Consider the following 25,990-nt stretch of genomic DNA (forward strand, 5'->3'; position numbering starts at 1 on the left):
TCAAACAAAGCCCAGTTTTAAACATCCAACTCCTCCACAAACCGCGCGTTCTCTTGAATATATTGGAACCGCAGTTCGGGTTTCTTGCCCATCAGGCGCTCGACCAGGTCGCCGGTCTCGCCGGGTTCGTCCTCGTCGATGGTGACGCGGATCAATTTCCGCGATTTGGGGTCCATCGTGGTCTCTTTCAGGTCCTTGGCGTCCATCTCGCCCAGACCCTTGAAGCGGCTGACGTCGATTTTGCCTTTGCCGCCCAGACCTTTTTCCAGCCACTCGTCGCGTTCGGCCTCGTCCAGGCAATAGACGCGCTTGGCGCCTTGGGTCAGGCGGTAGAGCGGTGGGCAGGCCAGGTACAGGTGGCCCGCGTCGATCATCGGGCGCATCTGGGTGAAAAAGAAGGTCATCAGCAGCGAGGCGATATGCGCGCCGTCCACGTCGGCGTCGGTCATGATTATGATCTTGTCATAGCGCAGATCGTCGAGGTTGAACTTGCTGCCCAGCCCGACGCCAAGGGCCTGCGTCAGGTCATTGATCTCGGCGTTGGTGCCCAGTTTCGAGCTGGCCGCGCCCAGTACGTTCAGGATCTTGCCGCGCAGGGGAAGCAGGGCCTGTGTTTTGCGGTCGCGGGCCATCTTGGCCGAGCCGCCAGCCGAGTCGCCCTCGACGATGAATAATTCGGTGCCGTCGCGTGTTGAACTACTACAGTCCACCAACTTGCCGGGAAGACGGAGTTTCTTAGTGGCGGACTTGCGTTGTGTTTCCTTCTCGGCCCGTCGGCGCAGGCGTTCCTCGGCCCGCAGGATGAGGAAGTCCAGAATGGCGCCGGCGGATTTGGTGTCGGCGGCCAGCCAGTTGTCGAAATGGTCGCGGACCGAGTTTTCGACCAGCCGCTGCGCCTCGACCGTGGCAAGACGGTCTTTGGTCTGGCCGACGAATTCGGGTTCACGGATGAAGCACGAAACCAGCGCGCAGCCGCCGGTGATCAGGTCATCGCGGGTGATCTGGGCGGCCTTCTTGTTGTTGATCAGTTCACCGTAGGCCTTGATGCCCTTGAGGATCGCGGCCCAGAAGCCCGCAACATGAGTACCGCCTTCGGGCGTGGGAACGGTGTTGCAGTAGGACTGGATGAAGCCATCGCGCGACGGCGTCCAGTTGATCGCCCATTCCACCTTGCCGGCGGTGCCGAATTTTTCATTGAAATCGACGGTGCCGGCAAAGGGTTGGTCGGCATAGGTCGAGGAGCCGTTCATCGTCTCTTTGAGATAATCCGACAGGCCACCCGGGAAGTGGAAGGTGGCCTCTGTGGGAGTTTCGCCGTCGTCGATGGCGGTTTTCCAGCGGATTTCCACGCCCGAGAACAGGTAGGCCTTGGAGCGGATCGACTTGAACAGGCGGGCGGGTTTGAACCGGTGGTGGCCGAAGATCTCGGGGTCGGCGTGGAAGGTGACGATGGTGCCGCGCCGGTTGGGAGCCGAGCCCACCTTTTCGACCGGACCCAGCGGGATGCCGCGCGAAAAGCGCTGTTCGTACAGCTCCTTGTTGCGGGCCACCTGTACGACCATCGAATCCGACAGCGCGTTGACCACCGAGGCGCCCACACCGTGCAGACCGCCCGAGGTCTGGTAGGCCTTCCCCGAGAACTTGCCGCCCGCATGCAGGGTGCACAGGATCACCTCGAGCGCGGATTTGTCGGGGAACTTCGGGTGCGGGTCGATTGGAATACCGCGGCCGTTGTCGCGCACGGTCAGAGAATAATCTTCGTGCAGCTCTACCTCGATACGATTGGCGTGGCCTGCAACGGCCTCGTCCATCGAGTTGTCGAGGATCTCGGCGACCATGTGGTGTAGTGCCCGTTCATCGGTGCCGCCGATATACATGCCGGGGCGTTTGCGCACGGGCTCCAGACCTTCGAGGACCTCGATCGAGGAGGCGTCGTAGGTGGTGGCGGATTCGGGCGTCAACAGGTCGTCGGGCATGGGTGCTGCTCTTGTTTTTGGGTTTGGCCCATTATGGCAGGTGATGTAGGTCGGGGGAAGAGGCACGCGAGGTGTTGTATCAAACTTGCGGTCGGTGGCGGGTTGCAAAACGGGTGGTTTTCCCGCTGAGTTGCGGAAATCGCGGAGGAGCAGGTGATGAGCTGGATCAAGACGATACCATTCGACGAGGCACGCGGTCGCTTGAAGACGCTGTATGACCGGGTCACGGGGCCCGGGAACAATGTGGACAACATCATGATGGTGCATTCCCTGCGTCCACATTCGATGGAAGGTCACATGGCGCTCTACAAGAACGTGCTGCACCATTCGGGAAACTCGGTTCCCAAGTGGTTTCTGGAAGTGCTCGGGGTCTGGGTCAGTTCGCTGAATCGCTGCGGCTATTGTGTCGAGCATCATTTCAGCGGGTTGCAGCGACTCTTGGGTGACGAGCAGCGCGGTTTGGCCATCCGCGCGGCGATCGAGGCGGAAACACCCGAGACGGCGCCGTTGGACCCCGCACAGGTGGCGGCGATGGAGTACGCCCGAAAACTGACCGATAACCCGGCCGGCCTGGCGGCGGCGGATATCGACGCGTTGCGATCTGTTGGCTGGGATGATGGTGAGATCCTGGAGATCAATCAGGTCTGCGCCTATTTCTCCTACGCCAACCGCACCGTTCTGGGGCTTGGCTGTTCGACCAAGGGTGACATTCTGGGGTTGTCTCCGAACAATTCGGACAATCCGGATGACTGGGGCCATCGGTGAAGGGCGCTGCCTCCTGCGTCCTTCAGTGTCGGGCGAAGAGTTGGCTTAGTTGTCCTTAACCCAATCGAGAATAGCGTCGGCCACCGCCTGAGGCCTCTGGTGATGCAGCCAATGGTCTGTTCCGTCGATCTGCTTGCGGGTCAGGTTGGGAGCGAATCCCTCCAGCCCAACGGTGCATTCGGGAAGCAAGGCTTGGTCCTGCGGCCCCCACAGAAGCAAATGCGGGCAGCGGACCCTCAGCCTGTCAACGGGCAGTTCCGGCAGGTCCGTGCAGGGCGCACCTGGCTCAGCCACCACCAGGGGTGAGGCCCTATACCAGTTCAGCATGGCGTCGAGCCGTTCCGGGCGGGCCCATTCGGTGCGATAGTCGTCCATGCGCGCATCGCTCATCCAGTCCAACCCCATGCTGTGCCGGAAGAATTGTTCCAGCTTGGCGAAGTTGTCGGCCGAAAGAAATTCGGCTGCATCGGGCGCGCGCAGGCGGTTGATGTATTGCGAGGCCTCAGATTGTTTGCCACCTGCCGCCAATTCGCGTTGGAACGGGACAGGGTGAACACCGTTGGCGACGATCAGGCGGCTGACCAACTTGGGGTGGAACATGGCAAGACCGTAAGCTACCGAGGCGCCCCAATCATGTCCCAGCACGGTGACAGGGCCGCCAAACTGCTTGATCAGCGCAGCCATGTCCGACACCAGCTTGGACAGCGCATAGTTCGAAATACCCTCGGGCGCCCAGCTCTGGCCATAGCCACGCTGGTCCGGCGCGATGCAGTGAAAGCGGTCCGACAGGTGCGGGGCCAGGTCGGACCACGCGCCGCCATACTCCGGGAAACCGTGCAACATCAAAAGCGTAGGCAGGTTGGGATCACCCCAACGGCGGACGAAGAACCGGTGGCCGTTGAGGTCGAAAAAATCGCTGTCCATGCGGGATGTCCCTGACTGAGTTCTCTCTTGCAGAGTTTTCGGAGCCGTCGCCGAAGTCAACTTGATACGGATCAACGCGGAAAAGATGCAAATTTGCTAGGCGTTTCGGCGGACAGTGACACAGGAGAGAGCATATGGACGCAGTGACCCGAAAAAAGACGAACGCAGCCCCCGTGGCCGTCATGGCCAAACCGAACGCGGACACCGAAGCGCCCACTCGCGAAAAGATCCGGCAGGCCTTTGAAAGCGGGGAGTATCCGTATCGCTCGAAACTGTCGCGGGCGGCCTATGAAAAGCAGAAGGCCCAGTTGCAGGCCGAATTGTTGAAGGTGCAGTTGTGGGCGCAGGAGACCGGGCAGAAGTTCGTGCTGCTGTTCGAGGGTCGCGACGCTGCCGGCAAGGGCGGCACCATCAAGAGGTTCATGGAGCATCTGAACCCGCGTCAGGCCCGGGTGGTTGCGCTGAACAAGCCGACCTGGGAGGAAAAGGGCCAGTGGTATTACCAGCGCTATATCCAGGAATTGCCCACCGTCGGCGAAATGGTGTTTTATGACCGGTCCTGGTACAACCGGGCCGGAGTCGAGCGGGTGATGGGGTTCTGCACCCCCAACGAGTACCTCGAGTTCATGCGCCAGACGCCCGAGTTGGAGCGCATGATGGTTCGGTCGGGCATCCAGCTGTACAAGTACTGGTTCTCGGTGACGCGGGATGAGCAGCTGCGCCGCTTCAAGAGCCGCGAGACCGACCCGTTGAAGCAGTGGAAACTGTCGCCCATCGACAAAGCCAGTCTGGACAAATGGGACGACTATACCGAGGCGAAAGAGGCGATGTTCTTCTATACCGACACCGCCGACGCGCCCTGGACCATCGTCAAGTCGAACGACAAGAAGCGCGCCCGCCTGAACTGCATGCGGCATTTCCTGTCGACGCTGGATTATCCGGACAAGGATCATGACATCGTGGGCCAGCCCGATCCGTTGATCGTGGGGCAGGCGCATCATGTGGTTCACCGGTCAGATCACATCCTGGGCACAGCGATACATCCCGAGGCGCGCGTCACCTGATTGGCCCGACGGGCGTCATCGAGGTCTCGAGATGAAATTTCAGAGATCTCCCCTTGCCCCGGCTCGGGGCCGCGCATATGGCTGGCGGGATGAGAAAGGTCATGACATATCCCGCCCATTTCCGGGCCATTGCAGTGCTGGGGCTGCCGTTGATCGGTGGTCATCTGGCGCAATTCGCCATTGGCCTGACGGATACGATCATGCTGGGCTGGTATGGCGTCGAGGCTCTGGCCGCGGTGACGCTGGCCAGCAGCTTTTACTTTGTTCTGTTTCTTTTCGGAGGCGGATTTGGCCTAGCCGTCATGCCGATGGTCGCGACCGCGGCCGCCGAGGAGGATGAAACCAGCATTCGCCGCAGCACCCGAATGGGCCTGTGGCTGTCGCTGCTGTATGGCATGCTGGTCATGCCGCTGCTGTGGTGGTCCTACCCGATTCTGATCGCCACGGATCAGGATCCGCAAGTGGCGCAAACCGCCTCCGAGTATCTGCAGGTTGCGGGCTGGGGCCTGTTTCCGGCGCTGGTGGTGATGGTTCTAAAATCCTATCTGGCCGCGCTGGAGCGCACGCAGATCGTGCTGTGGATCACCGTCGCGGCGGCAGTGGTCAACGGACTTACGAACTATGCGCTGATCTTCGGCAACTGGGGCGCGCCGGAACTGGGCGTGATGGGGGCCGCGATTGCGTCGGTCGTCACGCAGACCGTTTCGCTGGTGGCGGTGATCATTTACGCGGTGAAAGTCCTGCCGGAGCATAACCTGTTCCAGCGGTTCTGGCGCCCGGATTGGGAGATGTTGCTGAGCGTCCTGAAGCTGGGTGTGCCCATCGGTCTGACCTTGCTGGCCGAAGTGTCTCTGTTCGCCATGTCCGCCTTCATGATGGGATGGATCGGACAGGTGCCGCTGGCGGCGCACGGGATTGCGCTGAACCTGGCGTCCGCGACGTTCATGGTGCATCTGGGCCTGTCGAATGCAGCAACGATCCGGGCCGGCAACGCGTTGGGCCGCAAGGATCGACCGCATCTCGAGAAAGGCGCAATTGCGGTCACGGGCATGTCCCTTGTGGTGTCCGTGCTGACAATCATCCTGTTCCTGACCTGCGCCGAGCCGCTCATCTCGGTATTTGTCGAACCGGACGACCCGCAGCGTCCTCAGATTCTGGCAATCGGGACCGGTCTGCTGGCCATGGCGGCCCTGTTCCAGCTGGTGGACGGCGCGCAGGTAATCGCTCTGGGTCTTCTGCGCGGGTTGCAAGACGCCAAGGTGCCCATGGTTATGGCAGGCCTCAGCTATTGGGTCGTGGGGATCCCCGCATCCTACTACTTTGGTTTCGTGCAAGACATGGCGGGGATTGGAGTGTGGCTTGGCCTTGTTCTGGGTCTGGCCTGCGCAGCAGTCATGCTGATGGGACGGTTCTGGCTGCGATCCATCCGCGTGGTTGGTGCGCCAGCCGAATAGCGACAACCGGCACGTTCAGCCCTTTTCCAGCCGATCGGCCTTCTTGCGCACCAGCACCGTACGCAAGTCGTGCATCGCCAGCAGCAACCGGTCCGTGATGTCTTCCAGCTGTGTATCGGTCGCCTTGGACTGGGCCCATTGCGTGGTCAGGTTCAGGTGATCGATCGTGCGGTGGATGTCGTCTACGTCGCGCCGCGCAAGCAGGGCTTTGCGTTCGTCCATCCAACGGGCGATTTCGGTTCTGTCGGCTTCGGTCAGGGTACCCTGACCATGCGGCTTGACCTCGCCGTTGCGGATGTTGATCACCGCGATCTGGTCCATTTCGATCCGGCGCTGCCGGTTCTCCGTGTCGATCTTGAACACGACCGCGCCGTTCTCGCGGACGCGAAAGTAATATTCGGGCAGTGCTGCGGACATGTCGAACCTCGGTGTTAGCTCAGGGACGCACAGAACCGCTGGATGCGGGTGCAGGCCTCGGTCAAGGCTTCGTCCGAAGTCGCATAGCTGACGCGGAAATTCGGGGACAGGCCGAAGGCCGCGCCGAATACCACGGCCACATCGGCCTCTTCCAGCAAGGCCGTGGCGAAGGCCTCGTCGCTGTCGATGACCGTACCGGCGGGCGTGGTCTTGCCGATCAGCCCAGCGATCGAGGGGTAGACGTAGAATGCGCCCTCGGGAGTGGGGCAGGTGATGCCGTCAATCTGGTTCAGCATCCCGACCACAAGATCGCGCCGGCGCTTGAAGGTCTCATTGTTCGGGGCAAGGAAGTCTTGGGTGCCGTTCAAGGCCTCGACTGCGGCCCACTGGCTGATCGAACACGGGTTCGACGTGGATTGTGATTGGATCTTGCGCATAGCCGCGATCAGTTCAACAGGGCCTGCGGCATAGCCGATACGCCAGCCGGTCATGGCATAGGCCTTGGAGACACCGTTGCACGTGAGCGTGCGATCATACAGCCCGGGTTCGACTTCGGCTGGCGTGCAGAACTCAAACCCGTCATAGGCGAGGTGTTCATACATGTCGTCCGACATGATCCAGACATGAGGATACCGCATCAGAACATCGGTCAGAGCCTTGAGTTCGGCGCGGCTGTACCCGGCGCCGGTCGGGTTTGACGGCGAGTTGAAGATGAACCATTTGGTGTTTGGCGTGATTGCGGCTTCCAACTGGTCTGGGGTCAGCTTGAAGCTGTTTTCCAGTGTGGTCTCAACGACGACAGGCGAACCGCCCGCAAGCAGCACCATGTCCGGGTAGCTGACCCAGTAGGGGGCGGGAATGATCACTTCGTCGCCCGGGTTCATCGACGCCATCAGCGCATTGTACAGCGTCTGCTTGCCACCTGTTCCGACCGAGATCTGTGCTGGCGTGTAGTCAAGCCCGTGGTCACGTTTCATCTTGGCGCAAGCGGCCTGTTTCAGCTCGGGAATGCCGTCCGGCGCGGTGTATTTTGTTTTGCCGGCGGCGATTGCGGCAACGGCTGCGTCCTTGATGTTCTGCGGCGTGTCGAAATCGGGCTCACCTGCGCTGAGGCCGATGACGTCTCGTCCGGCGGCCTTCAACTCGGCGGCCTTGGCCGTCATGGCAATGGTCGGCGAAGGTTTGACGCGCGACAGTGTCGCAGACAGAAAGCTCATGGCGGGCCCCGGTTTGTATGTTGCTCAGGACTGTCATAGGGTGCCGCTGAAACACGATCAAGCGATATGCTTTTTAAGAACTGGAGAGTTTGATGAGTGACGAAACCGACTGGTTCGGACCCGAGGCCGCGACATTCGGAGACCGCGTTGCAGGCGCACGCGAAGCCGCTGGTATGACCCAGACCCAACTGGCCCGTCGGCTGGGTGTCAAGAAGTCCACTGTGGTGGCCTGGGAGAATGACCTGTCCGAACCGCGCGCCAACAAGTTGTCGATGATGGCGGGCATGTTGAACGTGTCGATCATGTGGCTGCTGACCGGTGAAGGCGAGGGCATGGATGCTCCGGATGTTGCGGAAGCCGCGGATATGGAGCTGGCACCGCTGGTTGCGGAGTTGCGCGCCATCCGAGGCGAGATGCGCGCCAGTTCCGAGCGCCTTGCGCGGGTCGAGAAGACGCTGCGGCTGAAGCTGGAGAAAGGCGAATGAACGACATCCGGATCAAACGGCTGAAGATGCGGTCGATGCGGCGCGGCATCAAGGAAATGGACATCATTCTGTCTGCCTATGCCGACCAGCGGCTTGACCGGATGTCTGCAGCCGAACTGGATTTATACGAAGCCTTGCTGCACGAAAACGATCAGGACCTCTACCAATGGGTAACCGGGCAGGTCGCCGCCCCCGAACACTACGCGAGCATGATCTTCGATATCTCGCAAGTATTTCAAAAATAAAGGCAAAACAGACTTAACCGATTCTTCGGAATTTCGCGTCAAAGTTTCCAGAACGGCGCGATTGAATCGGAGGATCGGATGAGTTTGGAATTGCAGGTCTCCGCACCCGGAACCAAGGGGTTCATGTCCAGCTATCTCGAGGCGCTGGCATTGGTTGAACGTCTGCATCGGTTGCTTCTGGACGTCATCAAGGACGAGTTCGAGCGGGTCGGCGTTCTGGAAATCAACGCGGTGCAGGCGCTGCTGCTATTCAATATCGGCGACCACGAGGTGACTGCCGGCGAGCTCAAAAGCCGCGGTTACTATCAAGGCAGCAATGTCAGTTACAACCTCAAGAAATTGGTCGAAATGGGGTTCATGCATCACCAGAGATGCGAGATTGACCGACGTTCGGTGCGGGTGCGTCTGACGCCTCGGGGACGGGAAATCCGTGACATCGTGGCCGATCTCTTCTCGCGCCACGCCGAAGGGTTGCAGGCCAAAGGTGTCCTGGGCACCGAAGGGATCGAAGAGATTACCAGCGCTTTGCGCCGTGTCGAACGGTATTGGACGGATCAGATCCGGTACATCTACTGACTTCCGCCGTTCAATGACAAAACTTGGGATAGGGCCAGCGAATCCAGCTCTCTGATCAGCTTGCGTGTCATCGCGTCTTCGTAGGCTTCAAATCCCAAAGCGGTTTCGACGAAGGCTCCGGGGCCCAGAATGACCCAGGCATTGTAATAGGCTGACAACTCTCCGATTTGCACGTACCGCTTGTCCCCGGTGCTGGGATCATCGGCTCCGATCACAAGCCCATTGATCGTGATGCCGGCTGCCTGCAGTTGGGCTTTGGCCTCCCTGGGATGGAGGCCGACATTGTGCTTGCCATCTCCTGAGAGGTCCAGCGTCCGCTTCCAGCAGGCGGCTTGGGCATCCAACAAATCAGCCCCGTACTGCATGGCAGACCCCACCGCTGTGCCCTGAGGTGCCGATGACCGACGAGTGGATTGCAGGCGTTGCGCAATCCCGGACAAATCGGTCGGGGACCGAATATCGGTCCAGCCGACCAACAGCCGCTGGAAACCTGCCTCGCTCCATTCGAAAACAGAGATGCGAACGGTGGCTTCCGGATTTGACAGGATCAACCGCTCCACCTCCGGCCGTTGCAAGGCAGCGGCCAAGCCGTCCAATTGAAGCCGGTATTCGTTGCTGTCGACTGAGCCTGAAACATCCAAACCAAGCGCCAAGGCTTGCCGGCATTGAGCGGCGGCCGGGCTGCCCAAGGCCAAACAACACAGAGCCAGCGCACGCGTGATCATTCTGCCTTGCGCCCCAAAGCGCCAACCTGAAGGCTGGTCAATTCCCGTTCCAGCTTGCGTCGCATGGCGCGTTCAAAATCTTCGAACCCTTGAGCGATTTCCAGAAAGGCGTTTGGCCCATGCAAGACGTTGTTCTCAAAAAACGGGATGAGGAACAGCTCCCCTTCGAAATCCGCCGCATTTATGACCAACCCATTCACGGTTATGCGGTCGAAGGGAAAGTGGCGATAGGCGATCTGCGGACCGTAGCCGTCATTGTTCGAGCCGTCACCTGACAGGTCAATCGTTTGAAACAGGCATTGCGGAGCCTGCTCCATCAGCGAGGCCCCGAAAGCCAGAGCATATCCCATGGCGGTGGCCGAGCCTCTGTCAGATCTTTGGGACTCGCTCACTTGTGTCGCTGCAACAAGCAGATCAGCCTCGGTTTCGATCAGGCGCCAGGGAAGGACGATGTACTGGGCGTCGCGACCGCTCCACTCATAAACCGTCAGGGCCACGGGCAGCGGCGAGGAAAAGAACGCCTTCCGGACTTCCGGAGCGATCAAGGCTGAAGCCAGGCCCTGCCGCTGCAGGGCGTCTTCTTTGGCGTCAACCGAAACGGAGATATCCAAGGCAAGCGCCAAGGCCAGCCGGCAGTTTTGGGCCTCAGCGGAGCTGGCCAGAACGGCCAGCCCCAATCCTGTCAACCAGCGGATCACCAGTGGCCGGTGCTTTCCATGCTGGCCCAAGGTTCGGCCGGGGGCAGGGCATCGCCATTCTGCAGCAGTTCAACCGAAATGTTGTCAGGCGAGCGCACGAACGCCATGCGCCCATCGCGCGGAGGGCGGTTGATGACGACGCCATTGTCGGCAAGGTGCTGACAGGTCTCGTAAATGTTGTCGACCCCATAGGCCAGGTGGCCGAAATGGCGGCTGTCGCTTGGCAAACCCTCATCGCCATCCCAGTTCCATGTCAGCTCGATCGGCCTGTCCTCCTGACCCGGAGGGGCCATGAAGATCAGCGAAAACCGCCCTTCCTCGCTGTCGTAGCGGCGGGTTTCCTGGAGTCCCAGCAGCTTGTAGAAGGCCATGGATTTTTCCAAATCCTTCACGCGCACCATGGTGTGGAGGTATCTCAGCCCCATCTCGGCGATCCTTTCGGTGTTGATTATTGTGTGCAGCTTAGCGCGCTGCAGGGGCGTGTCGAGGGGGCGGTCGCAGAGAAACCGAAAAATGCGCGACGCAGCACACATATGGCGGTTTCAGTGCTGATCTTGCCGATATATAGTGGTCGGCGACTCATTTCAAAAACGAGGTATGTCCATGCCGCTGTCCGCCGAACAACTGGCCGAGATCGAAGAGCAACGCGCACAAACGCAGTCGACCCGCCGTGTTGTGGCTCCGGGGATGGAACAACACCTTTACACTGCGCATCCTGTTCTGGACCATGGTTTCGTGCGGGTCATCGACTATATGGGCGATGATGCTGCGATCTGCCAGGCGGCCCGCGTGTCCTACGGCAAAGGTACGAAGTCCGTACAGAATGACGAGGGGTTGATCCGCTATCTGATGCGCCACTGGCATTCGACCCCGTTCGAGATGTGCGAAGTGAAACTGCACGTGAAACTGCCGGTCTTCGTCGCCCGTCAGTGGATCCGCCACCGCACGGCGAACGTGAACGAATACTCTGCCCGCTATTCGATCCTTGACCGGGAATTCTACATTCCCGCGCCGGATCAGCTGGCGGCGCAATCAGCGATCAACAATCAGGGGCGGGGCGAGGCGCTGCAGGGCGAAGAGGCTGCGCGTGTCCTGGACATTCTCAAGGCCGACAGCGCCCGCTGCTATGACAATTACGAAGCGATGATCGGCCAGGATGGCCAGCAGGGTCTGGCGCGCGAACTGGCGCGGATGAACCTGCCGGCAAACATCTACACGCAGTGGTATTGGAAGGTGGACCTGCACAATCTGTTCCACTTCCTGCGCCTGCGGGCAGATCCGCATGCGCAATACGAGATCCGCGTCTATGCCGAAACCATGTGCAAGATCGTGGCCGACTGGGTACCGTTCGCGTACAAGGCGTTCGAAGACTATCGCCTGGGTGCGGTCAACCTGTCGGCGCAGATGGTCGAAGCGCTGCGTCGGATGCTGAAGGGCGAGCAGGTGACGCAGGAAAACTCGGGCATGACTGCGCGCGAATGGCGTGAGTTCGAAGCGGTGATCCGCGAAGGCTGATCGCCACCTGTTCGGATTGTCATGATCCTGTTACACTTTGGGCATGACGTTCAGCTTGATGTTTAGAACTGCAGCGGTCGCTTTGTTGCTGGGCCAGCCAGCGTATGCAAAGTCGCCAATCGCTGAGGTGATCTGCGAGCCCACGGCGCGGATGCATGACAAACTGCGCCACCAATTTGGGGCGCAGCAGACCGCCTCTGGTGTTCGCGGACCCGAGCAGATCATGGAGGTGTGGACCAGCCGTCGCGGTGACTGGACCCTTGTCGTAACCTATGCGACCGGGACGTCCTGCATTGTGGCCATGGGCGACAACTGGACAAACCGCATCGAGACCGACCCGACGCGAGGCTAGACTATCCGGGAAGAGGGTGGACAACGGCCTGTGAATTGGCCGTTGACCTTGTTTCGTCGCACCCGCCAGTTGGCGGGCCCTTTTACAATGGCTTCAAATCAGCCGCCATTTGGCGGCCGTCACGTCCGTCCTGCAACTCGTACGAGACTTTCTGATTGTCGGCGAGTCCGGTCAGGCCGGATCGTTCTACGGCCGAGATATGCACAAACACATCCTTACCCCCTTCATCGGGGGCAATAAAACCATAGCCTTTGGTCGTATTGAACCACTTCACGGTGCCGGTTGGCATTTCCCGTGTCTCCTTCTCCTTGCGCGTCACCCAGCAAATCGGCAGGGCATAGTCAAAGCGACCACAAACCCACGCAGTTCCGAACGAACGAGACGGCGTAAATTGTGTGTTTCGCCTTTTTCAACATTGCACGGTGAAGTAAAAAATCAAGGAATACTGGGCTAACCTATTCGTTTTGCCCGAAATTGCTGCAACGACCGGAGTAGATACACTATGCGCCTTTTTGGCCTGAAGACCTGCGATACCTGCCGTAAGGCACTGAAATCACTTCCTGATGCCGAATTCATCGATGTCCGAAGCGCGGGTGTTCCTTCGGAGGTGTTGACCAAAGCGTTTGACCAGTTCGGCGAAGCGTTGCTCAACACCCGCTCGACAACCTGGCGTGGATTGGACGACGATCAACGCTCGCGCCCACCGCTGGAACTGCTGGCGGATCATCCTGCCCTGATGAAACGTCCGCTGATCGAACGTGACGGTCACTTGTTCCTGGGCTGGACCCCGCAAACCCGCGCAGCCCTTGGCATTGCTTGATCGGGTGACTATCTGAACCGGCGCAACAATCAGGAATACTTCATGCGAAACGCAGCCATGATATTGGGTGTCATTGCCGGTCTGGTCGGAATGATCGTCGGTTTTTTTGGGTACGGGTTTGTCGAGCTTGTGGATCGTTACGGCGAGATCGAGGGGCTCGCAGAACAAGTGGACAACCCCCAGCTTATCAAGACAGCATCGCTTCTGGCGCCGTTGCTGGCGATTGCCGGGGGTGCCATGGCGCATGCGCGTGCTCTGTTGGCCGGTGTGTTGTTGCTGATTTCCGCGGCGGGGATGTACTACGCCTTTGGCTTCGGCGTGTTCACCATGTTCCCGATTGCGTTCGCCGGCGTTGCGGGGCTGCTTGGGATCGCCGCGGGCAAGCCGGACGAACCCAAAGCGCATTTCTAGATCATTTCAGGCGTAGAACCCGGTCGAGCGAGAGCGGGCCCGCGCCGTTGATCACGATAACCACGAACAGGAAGGTCCACATAACCCGCTGATCCATCAGGGTTATGGTGTTGTCGAACAGACCGCCCAGTTTGACCCCGTGCCCGGTGACATCGGTGAAGGTCTGGACCCAGACGAACCCGATCATGCCCAGGGCGGCAAGGCGCGTCAGCAGCCCCACCAGAAGCAATGCAGGCAGGATGAACTCGGCCCAAGTTCCGGCGACGGCAACGGGCCAGGTAAAGAACCCTAGCTGCGAGCTGTCGTAGCCGACGGCCTCCATGGCCTTGGGGAAGATCTGGACATAGGCCCCATCCGAGGGGAACAGGAACCCGAAAAACCCGCTGCCCAGCTTGGTCATGGCCGAGTTCCAGTAATAGACCAGAAGAACCGCTATGAAAGTCAGCCGCGCCACGGTCGGTGTCAGCCAGTTCGAGGCGTGGTCCAGCTTTCCGAGAACGGAATTGTGCATAGAGATCAGGGCAGTCATGTTTCCGGCCTTTCGATAGTCACTGAAGTAATTGCACTGCCCTGCAGCAGCAGTGCCAGGGTGGCGCCCAGGTCGAACTCGGGCGTCCGGGTGGTGGTTGCCTCGAAGGCCTGACCGATGGTCCGGCCGGCCTGCATGGCGGTGATCCAGTCGAACCCGCCCTCGGGCAGCAAACGCGGCGCGGGGTCGAATTCGGGGCGCGTGATCAGCACGTCCTGCGCGCCGGGCTGGGGCTTTGGCGCGCCGTCTTCGGTGTTGAACCGCCAGATGGCGTGGATGGGCCAGTCGGACCGGATCAGCTGCATGGTTGGGGCAAAGCCCAGCCGCGCCTGCATCAGGTCTTCGGGCGGCAGGGCGGCCAGCGCGTCGGGCGTGATCGGTTGGCTGTCGGCGGCGTGGTAGGACCGGCGCAAGGCCAGTTCCAGCCGCGCCACGTCGGGCAGATAGCCAAGATGCGCCAGTTGCTCGGTGTCGGCGAGGAATTCGGGGAAGCTCTCGCCATAGAACATCATCAGCGGAGAGCTAGGCGGGTGCTGACGCAGATAGATTCCGGCCAGACCGTCCATGTTCTGCGGCCCCAGCAGTTTGGTTATGACCGGAAAGGCCTGATGCATGGCTTCGGTCAGAGACACGGCCACGTTGTTGCGATAGACGCTGAAGCGGCGTCCGGCGGGACGGGCCTGGTCGTCCAGTAGGCCTTCGGGCACAGGCGCCGCTGGGTCCAGCACGGCCGCCCGGAACTCTGATTGCGAAACGCTCATGCCGGGATCCGGTCCAGCGCGGATTGCGCGCGTTCGGCCTCGGAGCGCAAGGTGGGCCAGTCGGGCACGTCATTGTCCCATTCGATCAGCACGGGTTTGGGGCCTGACTGGTCGAGCACATAATCCAGCAACGCCCAGACCGGATCGACGACGGCGCGGCCGTGGCTGTCGATCAGCAGGGGTTGGCCGTGATCGTCCTGATCCTCGTCATGGCCCCCCAGGTGGATCTCGCCAACCTGGTCCAGAGGGTAGGCGTCGATATAGGCCTGCGGGCTGTAATTCAGATTGGTGGCCGAGACGAAGACGTTGTTGACGTCCAGCAGCAGGCCACATCCAGTCCGGCGCGTGATCTCGCGCAAGAAGTCGGGTTCGGACCACGTGCTTTCAGCAAAAGCGAGATAGCTGGAAGGGTTTTCCAGCAGCATCTGCCGGCCCACCGTCTCCTGTACCTGATCGATATGATCGCAGATGCGGGTCAGTGTGGCGTCGGTATAGGGCAGGGGCAGCAGGTCGTTCAGGAACTGGCTGTCATGGGTGGACCATGCCAGATGCTCCGAAAAGCTGGCCGGTTTCAGCCAGCCCACAAGATGCTTCAGGCGGGCCAGGTGCTCGGCGTCCAGCGGGCCTTCGCCACCGATGGACAGGCCCACGCCGTGCACCGAAATGGGAAACCGTTCGGACAGGTGGCGCAGCTGCGCCAGGGGGCGACCGCCGTCGCCCATGTAGTTTTCGGCGTGAATTTCCAGCCAGCCGACCGGGCCGGGCTGGTCAAGGATCTCGGTATAGTGCTGCGGCTTGTAGCCGACCCCGGGCGCGGCGGGCAGCCGTTGCATTCTGCGGGCGTCATCCAACATCGCGTGATCCTTCTCAGCAAGAAACAGGGCGGGCTGTTTGGTTTAGCCCGCCCCTGACATTCCTTCCCGTGCCTTATGCCGGCAGATCGCGTTCCAGCGGCTCAAGCGAGCCTTTGCGGGGCGTTCCGTCCGCGGATTTGGGCAGCTCGATGTCGGCGCAGGTGCCCGCATCGACCAACGTCCAGGCGTTGCCTTGGTAATCCACGGTCGAGGTGCCGGCACATGTGGTGCCCGGTCCGGCGGCGCAGTCGTTTTGGCCTGCCAGCGACACGCCATAGCATTTTTCTTTGGCCTGAGCGGCGGCGGTGGTTGCAGAGCCCGCAACGGCTGCGGCAACGGCGCTTGCGATTACGAGGGTTTTGGCGGTGTTCGACATCTCAGGTAATCCTTTTCGTGATTGCGTATGTCTGCTTGTGACAGTGACAAAGGTAACGGCTGACACTGCTCTGTTGAATTCACGAGCCCGTGTCTCACGGCTGTGTCAGGGAGCGTTAATGCCCCTTGCAAGTTAACACACTGTAATAAATTAGGAAATCCAGAATTGTTTCAATCCGGCCCCGTGCTGGGGGCCGGATTGGCGGCAAGACTGTGCCGATTGTTACAGAAGATCGGGGGGCGTAGCCGCGTGCGCCAGCTCTTTTGTTACAGCGTCGAGCGGCTGGACCTGGGTCTGCTTCTCGCCCAGGCGGCGGACGCTGACTGTGCGCTCTTCGACCTCGCGGTGGCCCACCGCCAGGATCACTGGCACCTTGCCGACCGAATGTTCGCGGACCTTGTAGTTGATCTTCTCGTTGCGGATGTCAGCCTCGGCCCGGACACCGGCGGCCTTGAGCGTCTCGACCACTTCCAGAACATAGTCATCGGCCTCGGAGGTGATCGAGGCCACGACGACCTGGCGCGGCGCCAGCCAGAAGGGCAGCTTGCCGGCGTGTTCTTCGATCAGGATGCCGATGAACCGTTCGAACGATCCCAGGCAGGCGCGGTGCAGCATCACCGGACGGTGTTTGGCCCCATCGGCGCCGATATAGGTGGCGTCCAGCCGTTCGGGCAGGACGAAATCCACCTGGAAGGTGCCGCATTGCCAGTCACGCCCGATCGCGTCGGTCAGCACAAATTCCAGTTTCGGCCCATAGAAGGCGCCTTCACCGGGGTTCAGTTCCGGCTCGACCCCAGCTGCGCGGGTGGCGGTCAGCAGGGCCTCTTCGGCCTTGTCCCAAACCTCGTCCGAGCCGGCGCGCTGTTCGGGGCGGTCCGAGAATTTGACCTTGAAACTGTCAAAACCCAGATCTTTGTAGACATCAGTCAGAAACCCGATGAAGCGGGCGCATTCGTCGCCGATCTGGTCCTCGGTCGAGAAGATGTGCGCGTCGTCCTGGGCAAAACCGCGGACCCGCATGATGCCATGCAGCGCGCCCGAGGGTTCGTAGCGCGCGCAGGATCCGAACTCGGCCATGCGCAGCGGCAGGTCGCGATAGGATTTCAGGCCCTGCTTGAAGATTTCCACGTGGCAGGGACAGTTCATCGGCTTGAGCGCGTTCACGGCCTTTTCGCGGGCGTGTTCCTCGTCAACTTCGACGATGAACATGTTTTCCTGGTACTTGTCCCAGTGGCCCGAACGTTCCCACAGCTTGCGGTCGACCACCTGCGGGGTGTTGACCTCAACATAGCCGCCGCGGTGCTGGGCACGCCGCATATAGTCTTGAAGCTGGGTGTAAATGGTCCAGCCGTTGGGGTGCCAGAAGATCTGGCCCGGGGCCTCTTCCTGCATGTGGAACAGGTCCATTTCGCGGCCCAGCTTGCGGTGGTCGCGCTTGGCGGCCTCTTCCAGCATGTGCAGGTGCGCCTTCAGCTTTTCCTTGCCGGTGAAGGCCACGCCGTAGATGCGTTGCAGCATCGGGCGGTTGCTGTCGCCGCGCCAGTAGGCGCCGGCGATCGACATCAGCTTGAAGGCGTCACCGGGCAGTTGGCCGGTATGCTGCAGGTGCGGACCGCGGCACAGGTCCTGCCAGTGGCCGTGCCAATACATGCGCACCGGCTCGTCACCCGGGATCGCCTCGATCAGCTCGACCTTGTAGGGCTCGTTGTTGGCCTTGTAGAACGCGATGGCACGCTCGCGGTCCCAGATCTCGGTGGTAACGGGATCGCGCTTGTTGATGATCTCTTTCATCTTTTTTTCGATGAGGCCGAGATCTTCGGGCGTGAACGGCTCTGCGCGGTCAAAGTCGTAATACCAGCCGTTTTCGATGACCGGGCCGATGGTGACCTTGGTGTCGGGCCAGATTTCCTGCACCGCGCGGGCCATCACGTGGGCAAAGTCGTGGCGGATCAGTTCGTTGGCCTGGGCCTCGTCCTTCATCGTATGGAGAGCGATTTCGGCATCCTGTTCGATGGGCCACTGCAGGTCCCAGTGCTGGCCGTTGACGGTGGCCGAGATGGCCTTTTTCGCCAGCGAGGTGGAGATGTCGGCAGCGACCTCGGCCGGCGTAACGCCTGCTGCGTAGGATCGGGAATTGCCATCGGGGAAGGTAAGAGAGACGGATTTTGAATCCAAGGCCATGGTCTGGCTCTCCTCGTCGGTTTGGCGCCCACTGAACGCCCGGTTGCGGGTTATGGTGTCGGGTCCGTTTGGCAGTTGGTGGTGTCCGTGTCAAGCGTTGGCGGGCAGAGGGCTCTGCTCCTGGCGTGCCGCGGGATATCTGCCTCCAGATGACGGAGGGGCGGGAATTGCACTTGGGCGCGGCGCGTGCATGATGCTGGAAAAGCATGTGAGGATTTCATGGCAGCGACGACATTTCTGGAAACGCCGCAGGGGCGGCGGCTGGCCTATCATAAGAGCGAAGGGACAGGGCCTACGGTCGTTTTTCTGGGCGGCTTGAAGTCGGATATGGAGGGCACCAAGGCGGTGCATCTCGAGGACTGGGCGCGGGCGCGTGGGCAGGCCTACTTGCGGTTCGACTATTCCGGGCATGGCGAAAGCTCCGGCCGGTTCGAGGAAGGCTGCATCGGGGATTGGCACGAGGACACGGTTGCGGCGGTTTCAGCGCTGACCGATGGACCGCTGATCGTGGTGGGCTCGTCCATGGGCGGGTGGCAGGCGCTGTTGCTGGCCAAGGCCATGCCCGAGCGGATCGCCGGCATGGTCACCATCGCGGCGGCGCCGGATTTCACCGAGGATGGCTATTGGGCCTCGTTCAGCGACGAACAGAAACAGGCGCTGGAGACGGTCGGGCATGTTGAACTGCCTTCGGACTACATGGAGCCCTACATCATCACCAAGCGGATGATCGAGGATGGGCGGACGCGGCTGGTGTTGCGGTCGCCGTTGAACCTGCCGTTCCCGGTACGGTTTCTGCAAGGCACGGCGGATACGGCGGTTTCGGTCGACACCGCTGTACGGCTGCTCGACCATGCCAGCGGGCCGGACATGCGGTTATTGCTGGTCAAGGACGCGGATCACCGGTTCTCGGACGGGCCGTGCCTGGGGCTGATCGAGGATGCGGTTCGCGACGTGATTGGGACAAACTGATGCGGCGGCTGGGGCGGTTTCTCGGGCGGGCCTTGCTGGCGTTGGTGGTGGTCGGCGGGCTGATCTACTGGTTCGGCCCGCGCGAAGAAGTGGATCTGCACCCGCGGTTCGATCCGCGCAAGTTTGGCGAGGGGGTTCAGGTCTATTTCGAAAGCATCGAGTCCGCCTATGACGATATCGTGCCCGGTGTCGAAAAGCGGGTGATCTGGCAGGACGGGTTCAAGGAACGTCGCACGCCATATTCGGTGCTCTATGTGCACGGGTTCTCGGCCTCGTCCGAGGAAATCCGCCCGGTGCCCGACAGGATCTCCGACGCGCTGGGGGCCAATCTGTTCTATACGCGCCTGCAGGGGCACGGGCGCGACGGGCTGGCAATGGCCGAAGGGACGGCCTCGGGCTGGATGCAGGACATGGCCGAAGGACTGGCCGCCGCCCGCGCGGTGGGCGACAAGGTTATCGTGATCTCGACCTCGACCGGGGGAACCCTGGCGGCAGCCGCGGCGCTGGACCCCGAGCTGAGCAAGGATGTGGTCGGGATGGTGTTCATCTCGCCCAATTTCGGGGTGCAGGCGGCCGGATCCTGGATCCCGTCACTGCCTTGGGCGCGCAGCTGGCTGCCGTTGCTGATGGGGGAAACCCGCGACGTGTCGGGCCCTGATCCGGAAAAGAACCTGTACTGGTCGTCCTCTTATCCGTGGGAGGCGGTGGTTCCGATGTCTGTTCTGGTGGATACCGTCGACGCGCTGGATTTTTCGGGTGCACTGGTGCCGGCTCTGTTCTGGTTCTCGGATGACGATCAGGTGGTTCGGCCCGACCTGACTCACAAAGTTGCAGAAGACTGGGGGGCACCTGCGACCGTTCAGACCGTAACCATGGGGCCGGGTGACGACCCGCAATCGCACGTCATTGCCGGACGGCTGATGTCGCCGGGGCAGACCGATGCGACGGTGGCGGGTATTCTGCAATGGCTGAACGGTTTGGGGGTAGAGTGATGGAGCAACGCGTCAGCCTGATCACGATCGGGGCCGAAGATCCCGAAGCCGCAGCCCGCTTTTACGAGGCGTTGGGCTGGCGCCGCACCGACAGCCCGGACGGGGTGATCGTTTTTGACCTGATCGGCCAGACGCTGGGTCTGTACCCATTGACCGCTCTGGCCGAAGAAATCGGGGTTGGCGTTGAAACCCCGGGGCGCGGCGCGATGACGCTCAGCCACAATTGCCGATCCAAGGAGGGTGTCGCTGAACTGTTGCACGCTGCCGAGGCAGCGGGGGCCGAAATCCTGAAACCAGCCTCAGACGTGTTCTGGGGCGGGCACCATGGGTACTTTCGGGCACCGGATGGTACGATCTGGGAAGTTGCGTTCAACCCGCACTCGGCCCTTGCGCCGGATGGGGCCTTTCGTTGGAACGGGTACTGAATATGCGCAGACCGGGCAGCATGTGGAGCCTCGAGACCCTCGGCCGCGTGCGCCTGTCGCGCCATTTCTTCATGCGCGAATTCCTTTATTCCGAGATCGGGAACTTTCACGAAAAACAGAACCTGCCGGACAACCCGGATCTGGCCATCGAAACCGGCCGTGCATTCTGCGAAACCCTTCTGGACCCGTTGGAGGAAACATTCGGGCGTGTTGCCGTCCGGTCTGGATACCGGTCACCCTCGCTGAACCGGTTTGGAAACGAGAACAAGTTGAACTGCGCGCGCAACGATCATCCCCTTGAATGCCACATCTGGGACCGCGGCACAGGCGAGGCGCGAATTGCCGGAGCCTCGATCGTGATCCCATGGTTTGCCGACCGTCACGCTCAAGGCAGGGACTGGCGCGATCTGGCCTGGTGGATGCACGATCATCTGGATTATTCCGAGATCTGGTTCTTTCCCAAACTTTGCGCCTTCAATCTGGTGTGGCGGCCCACCCCACTGCGCCGGATCGACAGCTACATTGCGCCGCGTGGCAGCCTGCTCCGGGCCGGTGCCGATCCGGATGAGACCCTGAGCGAACGCCGTCGGCGCTATGCGGACTTTCCCGAATTTCGCGCAATCCGCTATCCCTAAAGTTTTTCTTGCCCGTCTGCGCCGAAACTCTCATCCTGATCAACAAAACGGCCGAGCCGATCGGCCAGTACAAGGAGGCCCTGCGTGATCGAGCCGCTGGTCTTGTTGCCAGGATTGATGTGCGATGCTCGGCTGTTTCAGCCGCAGACAACCCGGCTGTCTCAGACCCGGCCGGTGATGGTCGCGCCGATCGGCGGCGGTGATCGGATCGAGGAGATTGCCTCGGCGCTTTTGGACCAGTTGCCGCACCGCTTTGCGTTGGCTGGTCTGAGCATGGGGGGCATTGTCGCGCTGGAACTGGTGCGCCGCGCCCCGGAACGCGTGACCCGCCTTTGCCTCATGGCGACGGATGCGCAGGCCGATACCCCCCAGATCGCAGCCGACCGCGAAGAGCTGATCGTTGCGGCGCAGGCTGGCCGTCTTGAGGATGTCATGCGCAAGGTTCTGGGCTCGGACACTCTGGCCCCCGGACCGCAGCGGATTCCGATATTGAACCACATGCTGGAAATGGCGCTGGAGCTGGGGCCGGACCTGTTCGTGCGCCAAATGCGCGCTCTGCAGCGCCGCCCGGATCAGCAGGGCACCCTGCGGAGGATAAAGGTGCCGACCTTGGTTCTGTGCGGGGCACACGACACTTTGACGCCGGTCAGAAAACACAGTTTCATGGCCGAGCTGATCCCCGGGGCCGCCTTGCATGTGGTGGACATGGCGGGGCATCTTCCAACGCTTGAGGCGCCGGTTGAAACCACGGACGCGCTGTCCGATTGGTTGAACATACCCGTGCGAGTTTTCTAGTCGTACAGCGCCTTGCGTTCTTCAAGGGTGATGACATGCGGAGCCACAACCGGCTTGCCTGTTGCGATGTCGAAGAACGGAGTTTGCTTCCAACGACCGGAAAGGCGCGCCGAAATGACTCTGCGGATCATGCCGAGAACAGCAGGAGCCACATTCTCGTGCTTCCATTTCCCATTCGCCTGCGGAACATGGGCGCGGGTCTTCACCGGCCCCAGAGGGGATGGATCGGAAAACCTGGCGACATCAAAACCAGCAAAGGGGAATTTCATGCTGCTGGTGGTGGTCGCCACAGGCGCGTTGCAGCATTTGGCATACCATCGAAACAGACCTTTGGGGCCCAGCCGCATCACGGCTAGGTTCTCGGCGCCTTTCGTGATGCGGATATATTCGGGCGACATCTGAAAAATGTCGACCGGCCCGGGTGCGGGGTCAGGTTGACCGAAATACAGTTGTCCGGCGCGGCAATCGGGGCAGAAACAGACGACATGGGTGCCGCTGGACACCCCTTTGGACGTGATCTCGCCGCTAAGCTCGCCGCAGTTGCAGGCGAACGGAAGGGCGGGGGCCGGGTTTGCGGACATCAAGCAACTTTGTTGCTGTTGGCAGCACGGCGGCGCGGTTTGCGGCTGTTTTCGTTCATGAAGTCTATGACCAGCGGGCGGATATTGTCACGCCAACTGCGTCCGGCGAAGATACCGTAGTGGCCCGCGCCGGGTTCGACATGGCTGGCCTTTTTGCTGTCGGGCAGGCCGGTGCACAAGTCCAGCGCCGCGATACACTGACCAGGGGCCGAGATGTCGTCATTGGCGCCTTCGACCGTCTTGACCGCCACATCCGTGATCTTGCCGATGTCCACCTTATGTCCATCCACGATGAACTCATTCCGGGCGATCTCACGGTTCTTGAACACCCGCTCGACCGTCGAGAGGTAGAACTCTGCCGTCATGTCCATCACGGCCAGATATTCATCGTAGAAACGGTTGTGGGCGTCATGATCCGACGCCTCACCCCGCATGACGCGCTGGATCTGGTCGGTGAACGCCTTGCCATGGCGCTCGGCATTCATCGACATGAAGGAAGCCAATTGAAGAAGCCCGGGATAAACCATGCGTCCCACGCCCTTGTATTTGAAGCCCACCCGCTGAATCATTGTTTCCTCAAGCTGGCCCATGGTCACGCGGCGGCCGAAATCGGTGACTTCGGTCGGGGTTGCATCAGGGTCAACCGGGCCACCGATCAGCGTCAGCGTGCTGGGCTGCGCCTTGGGGTCGGTTTCGGCAAGATACGCCGTCGCCGCAAGGGTCAGGGGCGCGGGCTGGCAGACAGCGACGACATGCGTGTCCGGCCCAAGCTCCTTCATGAAATCGACAAGGTACAGGGTGTAGTCCTCGACATCGAACTTGCCTTCGGACACCGGGATGTCGCGCGCGTTATGCCAATCGGTCACGTAGACTTCGCAATTGACCAGCAGGCTCTTCACGGTCGAGCGCAGCAGGGTGGCGTAGTGTCCGGACATCGGCGCAACCAACAGCACCTTGCGCGGTTGCTCTTTGCGGCCATTCACGCGAAAGTGGACCAGATCGCCAAACGGGCGTTCAAGCACCGAGGTGACATCTACCAGATGATCTTTGCCGTCTTCGCAGGTAAACGTTCGGATACCCCAATCGGGTTTCACGACCATGCGTTGAAACGTGCGTTCGGTTACTTCGCCCCACGCGGCCATCCAGTTGAATGCGGGGTTGGGGATCATGGAAAACTGGGGGTAGGACGCCATCGCGCTTGCGGTTGCACCAAGCCATTGGTTGGTGTTGCGCATGGTTTCCATCAGGTCGTAGGTCATCATGTAACGCACGGGAATGGCCTCCTAAATGTCAGCCTGAGAGTTCGGACCATTCGTCGCTTTGCCCCCCGGTGCCCACGACGATATTCTGCACAGCAGCGAGGTTAGGGGGGATTTGTTAAAATGACAACAAGTGAAGGCCACATGCCCGACTTAAGCGACGAACACGTTGAACGCCTTAAGGAAAATATGCTGAAAGTCGAAGATCTGTCCAAGCGGCTGATCGAGGTGATGGCGTCGAAAAAAGCTCATACTCCCGCGCTGGACGGCCCGAATCAGGAACTTTTTGCAAAAGCAGCAACAGCTTATTGGGCTGAGGCCCTGCAGAACCCGGCCAAGTTGTTGGAACAACAGCTGGAATACTGGGGCAAGTCCGTCTTGAATTTTGCTGCGGCGCAGCAGGCCCTGCTGGCGGGCGAAGGCGAAGCGGAAGAGGCTCCGACCAAGGACAAACGCTTCTCGAACCCGCTGTGGGACACGAACCCCTATTTCCGTCTCGTCCGACAGCAATACCTGACCAATGCCGAAGCCATCGCGAACGCAGTGGAGTCGGTCGAGGACTTGGACGCCAAGGACAAGCGGCGGCTGAAATACTTCTCGCAGCAGATTGTCGACATGATGTCGCCGACGAATTTCTTGCCGACCAACCCCGACGCTCTGCAGAAGGCGATCGAAACCGATGGCCAGTCGCTGATCCAGGGGCTGGAGAATCTTGTTGCCGATCTCGAAGCGAATGATGGCGAGCTGATCGTCAAGCTTGCGGACGAAAACGCCTTCAAGGTGGGCGGCAACCTGGCCACAACGCCCGGCGAAGTCGTCTACCGAAATCGGATGATGGAACTGATCCAGTACAGTCCTGCGACTGAGACGGTGTATGAAACCCCCGTCGTTCTGTTCCCGCCCTGGATCAACAAGTTCTACATTCTGGATCTGAAGGCACAGAACAGTCTGATCAAGTGGATCACCGATCAGGGATATACCTTGTTCGTCGTCAGCTGGGTCAATCCGGATGACAGCTATGCCGAAACGGGAATGGAAGACTACGTTCAGGACGGATTCCTGGCGGCGGTCGAAGAGGCCAAGAAGATCTGCAAGGTCAAACAGGTCAATGCGGTCGGGTATTGTATTGCCGGCACGACCTTGAGCCTCACTCTGTCTCTTTTGAAACAGCGCGGTGACAAGTCAATCAAATCCGCCACGTTCTTCACGGCGCTGACCGATTTTTCGGATCAGGGCGAGTTTACCCCGTTCCTGCAGAATGATTTCATCGACGGGATCGAGGAAGAGGTGAACAAGGAGGGTGTGCTGCGGTCCTGGATCATGGCGCGCACGATGTCGTTCCTTCGGTCTCGCGACCTGGTTTATGGACCGGCGATCCGCAGCTATATGCTGGGCGAGACGCCACCCGCCTTTGACCTTTTGTACTGGAACGGGGACGGCGCGAACCTGCCCGCGAAAATGGCTGTGCAGTATCTACGTGGCTTGTGTCAGCGCAACGAGTTCGCTTCGGACGGGTTCGAATTGATGGGCCACAAGCTGCATGTCCGCGACGTGGATGTGCCGTTGATGTCGATCACTTGCGAGACGGACCATATCGCCGCTTGGAAAGACTGCTATCGCGGCGTGCAGAAAATGGGATCACGCAGCAAAACCTTCATCGTTTCGGAATCGGGGCATATTGCAGGCATCGTCAATCCGCCCAGCAAAAAGAAATACGGTCACTATACCAACACCGATCTCAAGGCGGATGCCGACACCTGGATGAAAGAGGCAAGCTTCCACGAAGGCTCCTGGTGGCCCCGCTGGGAAGCCTGGTTGAAAAAGCGGTCTGGCAAGCAGGTTCCGGCGCGCGAACCGGGTGATTCGAGCCATCCACCGTTGGCTCCGGCGCCGGGAACCTATGTAGTCGCCAAACCAAAGTCTTGATTTCAAATTGAAACTAAAGAATTCTGCGGCGCAGCAAAAAAAACTTGAAATGCTGCGCCGCAG

The 25,990-nt window shown here is 60.6% G+C and carries 31 protein-coding genes; 16 read left to right on the forward strand and 15 right to left on the reverse strand.

Annotated elements, in window-relative coordinates:
* Positions 1-17: 17 nt before the first annotated feature.
* Entirely contained in the window at positions 18-1,976 is a 1,959-nt protein-coding gene (parE, locus tag AC2FNL_RS04735; RefSeq protein ID WP_496832694.1) for a DNA topoisomerase IV subunit B, read from the reverse strand.
* Positions 1,977-2,132: 156 nt separating this feature from the next.
* Here parE and AC2FNL_RS04740 point away from each other — a divergent pair, with 156 nt between their 5' ends.
* The gene (locus AC2FNL_RS04740) at positions 2,133-2,741 is read left to right on the forward strand and encodes a carboxymuconolactone decarboxylase family protein (protein ID WP_496832695.1); all 609 of its coding nucleotides are present in this window, start codon (positions 2,133-2,135) and stop codon (positions 2,739-2,741) included.
* A gap of 45 nt (positions 2,742-2,786) precedes the next feature.
* Here AC2FNL_RS04740 and AC2FNL_RS04745 read toward each other — a convergent pair whose 3' ends face one another.
* Complete coding sequence (locus AC2FNL_RS04745; protein ID WP_496832696.1) at positions 2,787-3,665, reverse strand: alpha/beta fold hydrolase; 879 nt, start codon at positions 3,663-3,665, stop codon at positions 2,787-2,789.
* Between the two features lie 134 nt (positions 3,666-3,799).
* Here AC2FNL_RS04745 and ppk2 point away from each other — a divergent pair, with 134 nt between their 5' ends.
* Positions 3,800-4,729 carry a polyphosphate kinase 2 gene (ppk2, locus tag AC2FNL_RS04750; protein WP_170337789.1) on the forward strand — a complete coding sequence of 310 codons (930 nt, stop codon included), beginning with the start codon at positions 3,800-3,802 and terminating at the stop codon, positions 4,727-4,729.
* A gap of 101 nt (positions 4,730-4,830) precedes the next feature.
* Positions 4,831-6,183 carry an MATE family efflux transporter gene (locus AC2FNL_RS04755; RefSeq protein WP_176432435.1) on the forward strand — a complete coding sequence of 451 codons (1,353 nt, stop codon included), beginning with the start codon at positions 4,831-4,833 and terminating at the stop codon, positions 6,181-6,183.
* A gap of 15 nt (positions 6,184-6,198) precedes the next feature.
* Here the strand turns inward: AC2FNL_RS04755 and AC2FNL_RS04760 are convergent, their stop codons facing one another.
* The gene (locus AC2FNL_RS04760; RefSeq protein WP_496832697.1) at positions 6,199-6,600 is read right to left on the reverse strand and encodes a hypothetical protein; all 402 of its coding nucleotides are present in this window, start codon (positions 6,598-6,600) and stop codon (positions 6,199-6,201) included.
* 14 nt (positions 6,601-6,614) lie between these two features.
* Positions 6,615-7,817 (reverse strand): pyridoxal phosphate-dependent aminotransferase, encoded by a 1,203-nt coding sequence (locus tag AC2FNL_RS04765; RefSeq protein ID WP_496832698.1) that lies wholly within the window; start codon positions 7,815-7,817, stop codon positions 6,615-6,617.
* 92 nt (positions 7,818-7,909) lie between these two features.
* Here AC2FNL_RS04765 and AC2FNL_RS04770 point away from each other — a divergent pair, with 92 nt between their 5' ends.
* From AC2FNL_RS04770 to AC2FNL_RS04780, 3 genes are all read left to right on the forward strand, one after another.
* The gene (locus AC2FNL_RS04770) at positions 7,910-8,302 is read left to right on the forward strand and encodes a helix-turn-helix domain-containing protein (RefSeq protein WP_170337797.1); all 393 of its coding nucleotides are present in this window, start codon (positions 7,910-7,912) and stop codon (positions 8,300-8,302) included.
* The gene (locus AC2FNL_RS04775) at positions 8,299-8,547 is read left to right on the forward strand and encodes a succinate dehydrogenase assembly factor 2 (RefSeq protein ID WP_093962570.1); all 249 of its coding nucleotides are present in this window, start codon (positions 8,299-8,301) and stop codon (positions 8,545-8,547) included. Before AC2FNL_RS04770 ends, AC2FNL_RS04775 begins: the two co-directional genes overlap by 4 nt.
* Before the next feature lie 78 nt (positions 8,548-8,625).
* On the forward strand, positions 8,626-9,123 hold the full coding sequence (locus tag AC2FNL_RS04780; protein ID WP_093962569.1) for a MarR family winged helix-turn-helix transcriptional regulator: 498 nt from the start codon (positions 8,626-8,628) through the stop codon (positions 9,121-9,123).
* On the opposite strand, the gene AC2FNL_RS04785 is transcribed toward AC2FNL_RS04780, so the two are convergent.
* From AC2FNL_RS04785 to AC2FNL_RS04795, 3 genes are read right to left on the reverse strand one after another with little or no spacing between them, the layout of a single operon-like run.
* Positions 9,117-9,848: a DUF1194 domain-containing protein gene (locus tag AC2FNL_RS04785; RefSeq protein ID WP_496832699.1), complete on the reverse strand. Its 732-nt coding sequence runs from the start codon at positions 9,846-9,848 to the stop codon at positions 9,117-9,119. The two genes, AC2FNL_RS04780 and AC2FNL_RS04785, sit on opposite strands and share 7 nt — an antisense overlap.
* Positions 9,845-10,546 carry a DUF1194 domain-containing protein gene (locus AC2FNL_RS04790; protein ID WP_093962567.1) on the reverse strand — a complete coding sequence of 234 codons (702 nt, stop codon included), beginning with the start codon at positions 10,544-10,546 and terminating at the stop codon, positions 9,845-9,847. The genes AC2FNL_RS04785 and AC2FNL_RS04790 overlap by 4 nt, the downstream gene beginning before the upstream one ends.
* Positions 10,543-10,971 (reverse strand): VOC family protein, encoded by a 429-nt coding sequence (locus AC2FNL_RS04795; RefSeq protein WP_170337804.1) that lies wholly within the window; start codon positions 10,969-10,971, stop codon positions 10,543-10,545. Before AC2FNL_RS04795 ends, AC2FNL_RS04790 begins: the two co-directional genes overlap by 4 nt.
* 178 nt (positions 10,972-11,149) lie before the next feature.
* Between AC2FNL_RS04795 and thyX the strand changes: the two genes are divergently transcribed.
* The gene (thyX, locus tag AC2FNL_RS04800; protein ID WP_093962566.1) at positions 11,150-12,061 is read left to right on the forward strand and encodes an FAD-dependent thymidylate synthase; all 912 of its coding nucleotides are present in this window, start codon (positions 11,150-11,152) and stop codon (positions 12,059-12,061) included.
* Positions 12,062-12,104: 43 nt separating this feature from the next.
* Complete coding sequence (locus AC2FNL_RS04805; RefSeq protein ID WP_254439052.1) at positions 12,105-12,413, forward strand: hypothetical protein; 309 nt, start codon at positions 12,105-12,107, stop codon at positions 12,411-12,413.
* A gap of 82 nt (positions 12,414-12,495) precedes the next feature.
* Here AC2FNL_RS04805 and AC2FNL_RS04810 read toward each other — a convergent pair whose 3' ends face one another.
* Complete coding sequence (locus AC2FNL_RS04810; RefSeq protein WP_008758035.1) at positions 12,496-12,702, reverse strand: cold-shock protein; 207 nt, start codon at positions 12,700-12,702, stop codon at positions 12,496-12,498.
* A 213-nt stretch (positions 12,703-12,915) separates the two neighbouring features.
* Here AC2FNL_RS04810 and AC2FNL_RS04815 point away from each other — a divergent pair, with 213 nt between their 5' ends.
* Both AC2FNL_RS04815 and AC2FNL_RS04820 read left to right on the forward strand, forming a co-directional pair.
* On the forward strand, positions 12,916-13,233 hold the full coding sequence (locus tag AC2FNL_RS04815; RefSeq protein WP_496832700.1) for an ArsC/Spx/MgsR family protein: 318 nt from the start codon (positions 12,916-12,918) through the stop codon (positions 13,231-13,233).
* A 42-nt stretch (positions 13,234-13,275) separates the two neighbouring features.
* Positions 13,276-13,644, forward strand: coding sequence for a hypothetical protein (locus AC2FNL_RS04820; protein ID WP_170337812.1), 369 nt, complete (start codon positions 13,276-13,278; stop codon positions 13,642-13,644).
* 1 nt (position 13,645) lies between these two features.
* Here AC2FNL_RS04820 and AC2FNL_RS04825 read toward each other — a convergent pair whose 3' ends face one another.
* The 5 genes from AC2FNL_RS04825 to thrS all read right to left on the reverse strand — a co-directional run bounded on the left by AC2FNL_RS04825 (position 13,646) and on the right by thrS (position 18,345).
* Entirely contained in the window at positions 13,646-14,173 is a 528-nt protein-coding gene (locus AC2FNL_RS04825; RefSeq protein ID WP_093962563.1) for a DoxX family membrane protein, read from the reverse strand.
* Complete coding sequence (locus tag AC2FNL_RS04830) at positions 14,170-14,934, reverse strand: HvfC/BufC family peptide modification chaperone (RefSeq protein WP_496832701.1); 765 nt, start codon at positions 14,932-14,934, stop codon at positions 14,170-14,172. The genes AC2FNL_RS04825 and AC2FNL_RS04830 overlap by 4 nt, the downstream gene beginning before the upstream one ends.
* Complete coding sequence (gene bufB, locus AC2FNL_RS04835) at positions 14,931-15,788, reverse strand: MNIO family bufferin maturase (RefSeq protein ID WP_496832702.1); 858 nt, start codon at positions 15,786-15,788, stop codon at positions 14,931-14,933. The genes AC2FNL_RS04830 and bufB overlap by 4 nt, the downstream gene beginning before the upstream one ends.
* Before the next feature lie 73 nt (positions 15,789-15,861).
* Entirely contained in the window at positions 15,862-16,164 is a 303-nt protein-coding gene (locus tag AC2FNL_RS04840) for a BufA1 family periplasmic bufferin-type metallophore (RefSeq protein ID WP_005982123.1), read from the reverse strand.
* Positions 16,165-16,386: 222 nt separating this feature from the next.
* Positions 16,387-18,345, reverse strand: a complete 1,959-nt coding sequence (thrS, locus tag AC2FNL_RS04845; protein ID WP_093962560.1) for a threonine--tRNA ligase — start codon at positions 18,343-18,345, stop codon at positions 16,387-16,389.
* Between the two features lie 219 nt (positions 18,346-18,564).
* Between thrS and AC2FNL_RS04850 the strand changes: the two genes are divergently transcribed.
* The 5 genes from AC2FNL_RS04850 (at position 18,565) to AC2FNL_RS04870 (ending at position 22,161) form a co-directional block, all read left to right on the forward strand.
* Positions 18,565-19,314 (forward strand): alpha/beta fold hydrolase, encoded by a 750-nt coding sequence (locus AC2FNL_RS04850; protein WP_496832703.1) that lies wholly within the window; start codon positions 18,565-18,567, stop codon positions 19,312-19,314.
* On the forward strand, positions 19,314-20,306 hold the full coding sequence (locus AC2FNL_RS04855; protein WP_496832704.1) for an alpha/beta hydrolase: 993 nt from the start codon (positions 19,314-19,316) through the stop codon (positions 20,304-20,306). Before AC2FNL_RS04850 ends, AC2FNL_RS04855 begins: the two co-directional genes overlap by 1 nt.
* Positions 20,306-20,731: a VOC family protein gene (locus tag AC2FNL_RS04860; RefSeq protein WP_496832705.1), complete on the forward strand. Its 426-nt coding sequence runs from the start codon at positions 20,306-20,308 to the stop codon at positions 20,729-20,731. The genes AC2FNL_RS04855 and AC2FNL_RS04860 overlap by 1 nt, the downstream gene beginning before the upstream one ends.
* Positions 20,732-20,751: 20 nt before the next feature.
* Entirely contained in the window at positions 20,752-21,366 is a 615-nt protein-coding gene (locus AC2FNL_RS04865; RefSeq protein WP_496832706.1) for a hypothetical protein, read from the forward strand.
* Positions 21,367-21,450: 84 nt separating this feature from the next.
* On the forward strand, positions 21,451-22,161 hold the full coding sequence (locus AC2FNL_RS04870; protein WP_496832707.1) for an alpha/beta fold hydrolase: 711 nt from the start codon (positions 21,451-21,453) through the stop codon (positions 22,159-22,161).
* Here AC2FNL_RS04870 and AC2FNL_RS04875 read toward each other — a convergent pair.
* Positions 22,158-22,742 (reverse strand): DUF6151 family protein, encoded by a 585-nt coding sequence (locus AC2FNL_RS04875; protein WP_170587431.1) that lies wholly within the window; start codon positions 22,740-22,742, stop codon positions 22,158-22,160. The two genes, AC2FNL_RS04870 and AC2FNL_RS04875, sit on opposite strands and share 4 nt — an antisense overlap.
* Complete coding sequence (phaZ, locus tag AC2FNL_RS04880; RefSeq protein WP_093962553.1) at positions 22,742-24,013, reverse strand: polyhydroxyalkanoate depolymerase; 1,272 nt, start codon at positions 24,011-24,013, stop codon at positions 22,742-22,744. Before phaZ ends, AC2FNL_RS04875 begins: the two co-directional genes overlap by 1 nt.
* 111 nt (positions 24,014-24,124) lie before the next feature.
* Between phaZ and AC2FNL_RS04885 the strand changes: the two genes are divergently transcribed.
* Complete coding sequence (locus tag AC2FNL_RS04885; protein WP_496832708.1) at positions 24,125-25,927, forward strand: PHA/PHB synthase family protein; 1,803 nt, start codon at positions 24,125-24,127, stop codon at positions 25,925-25,927.
* Positions 25,928-25,990: the final 63 nt, after the last annotated feature.

Source organism: Ruegeria sp. CRTD044 (genome assembly GCF_059613485.1).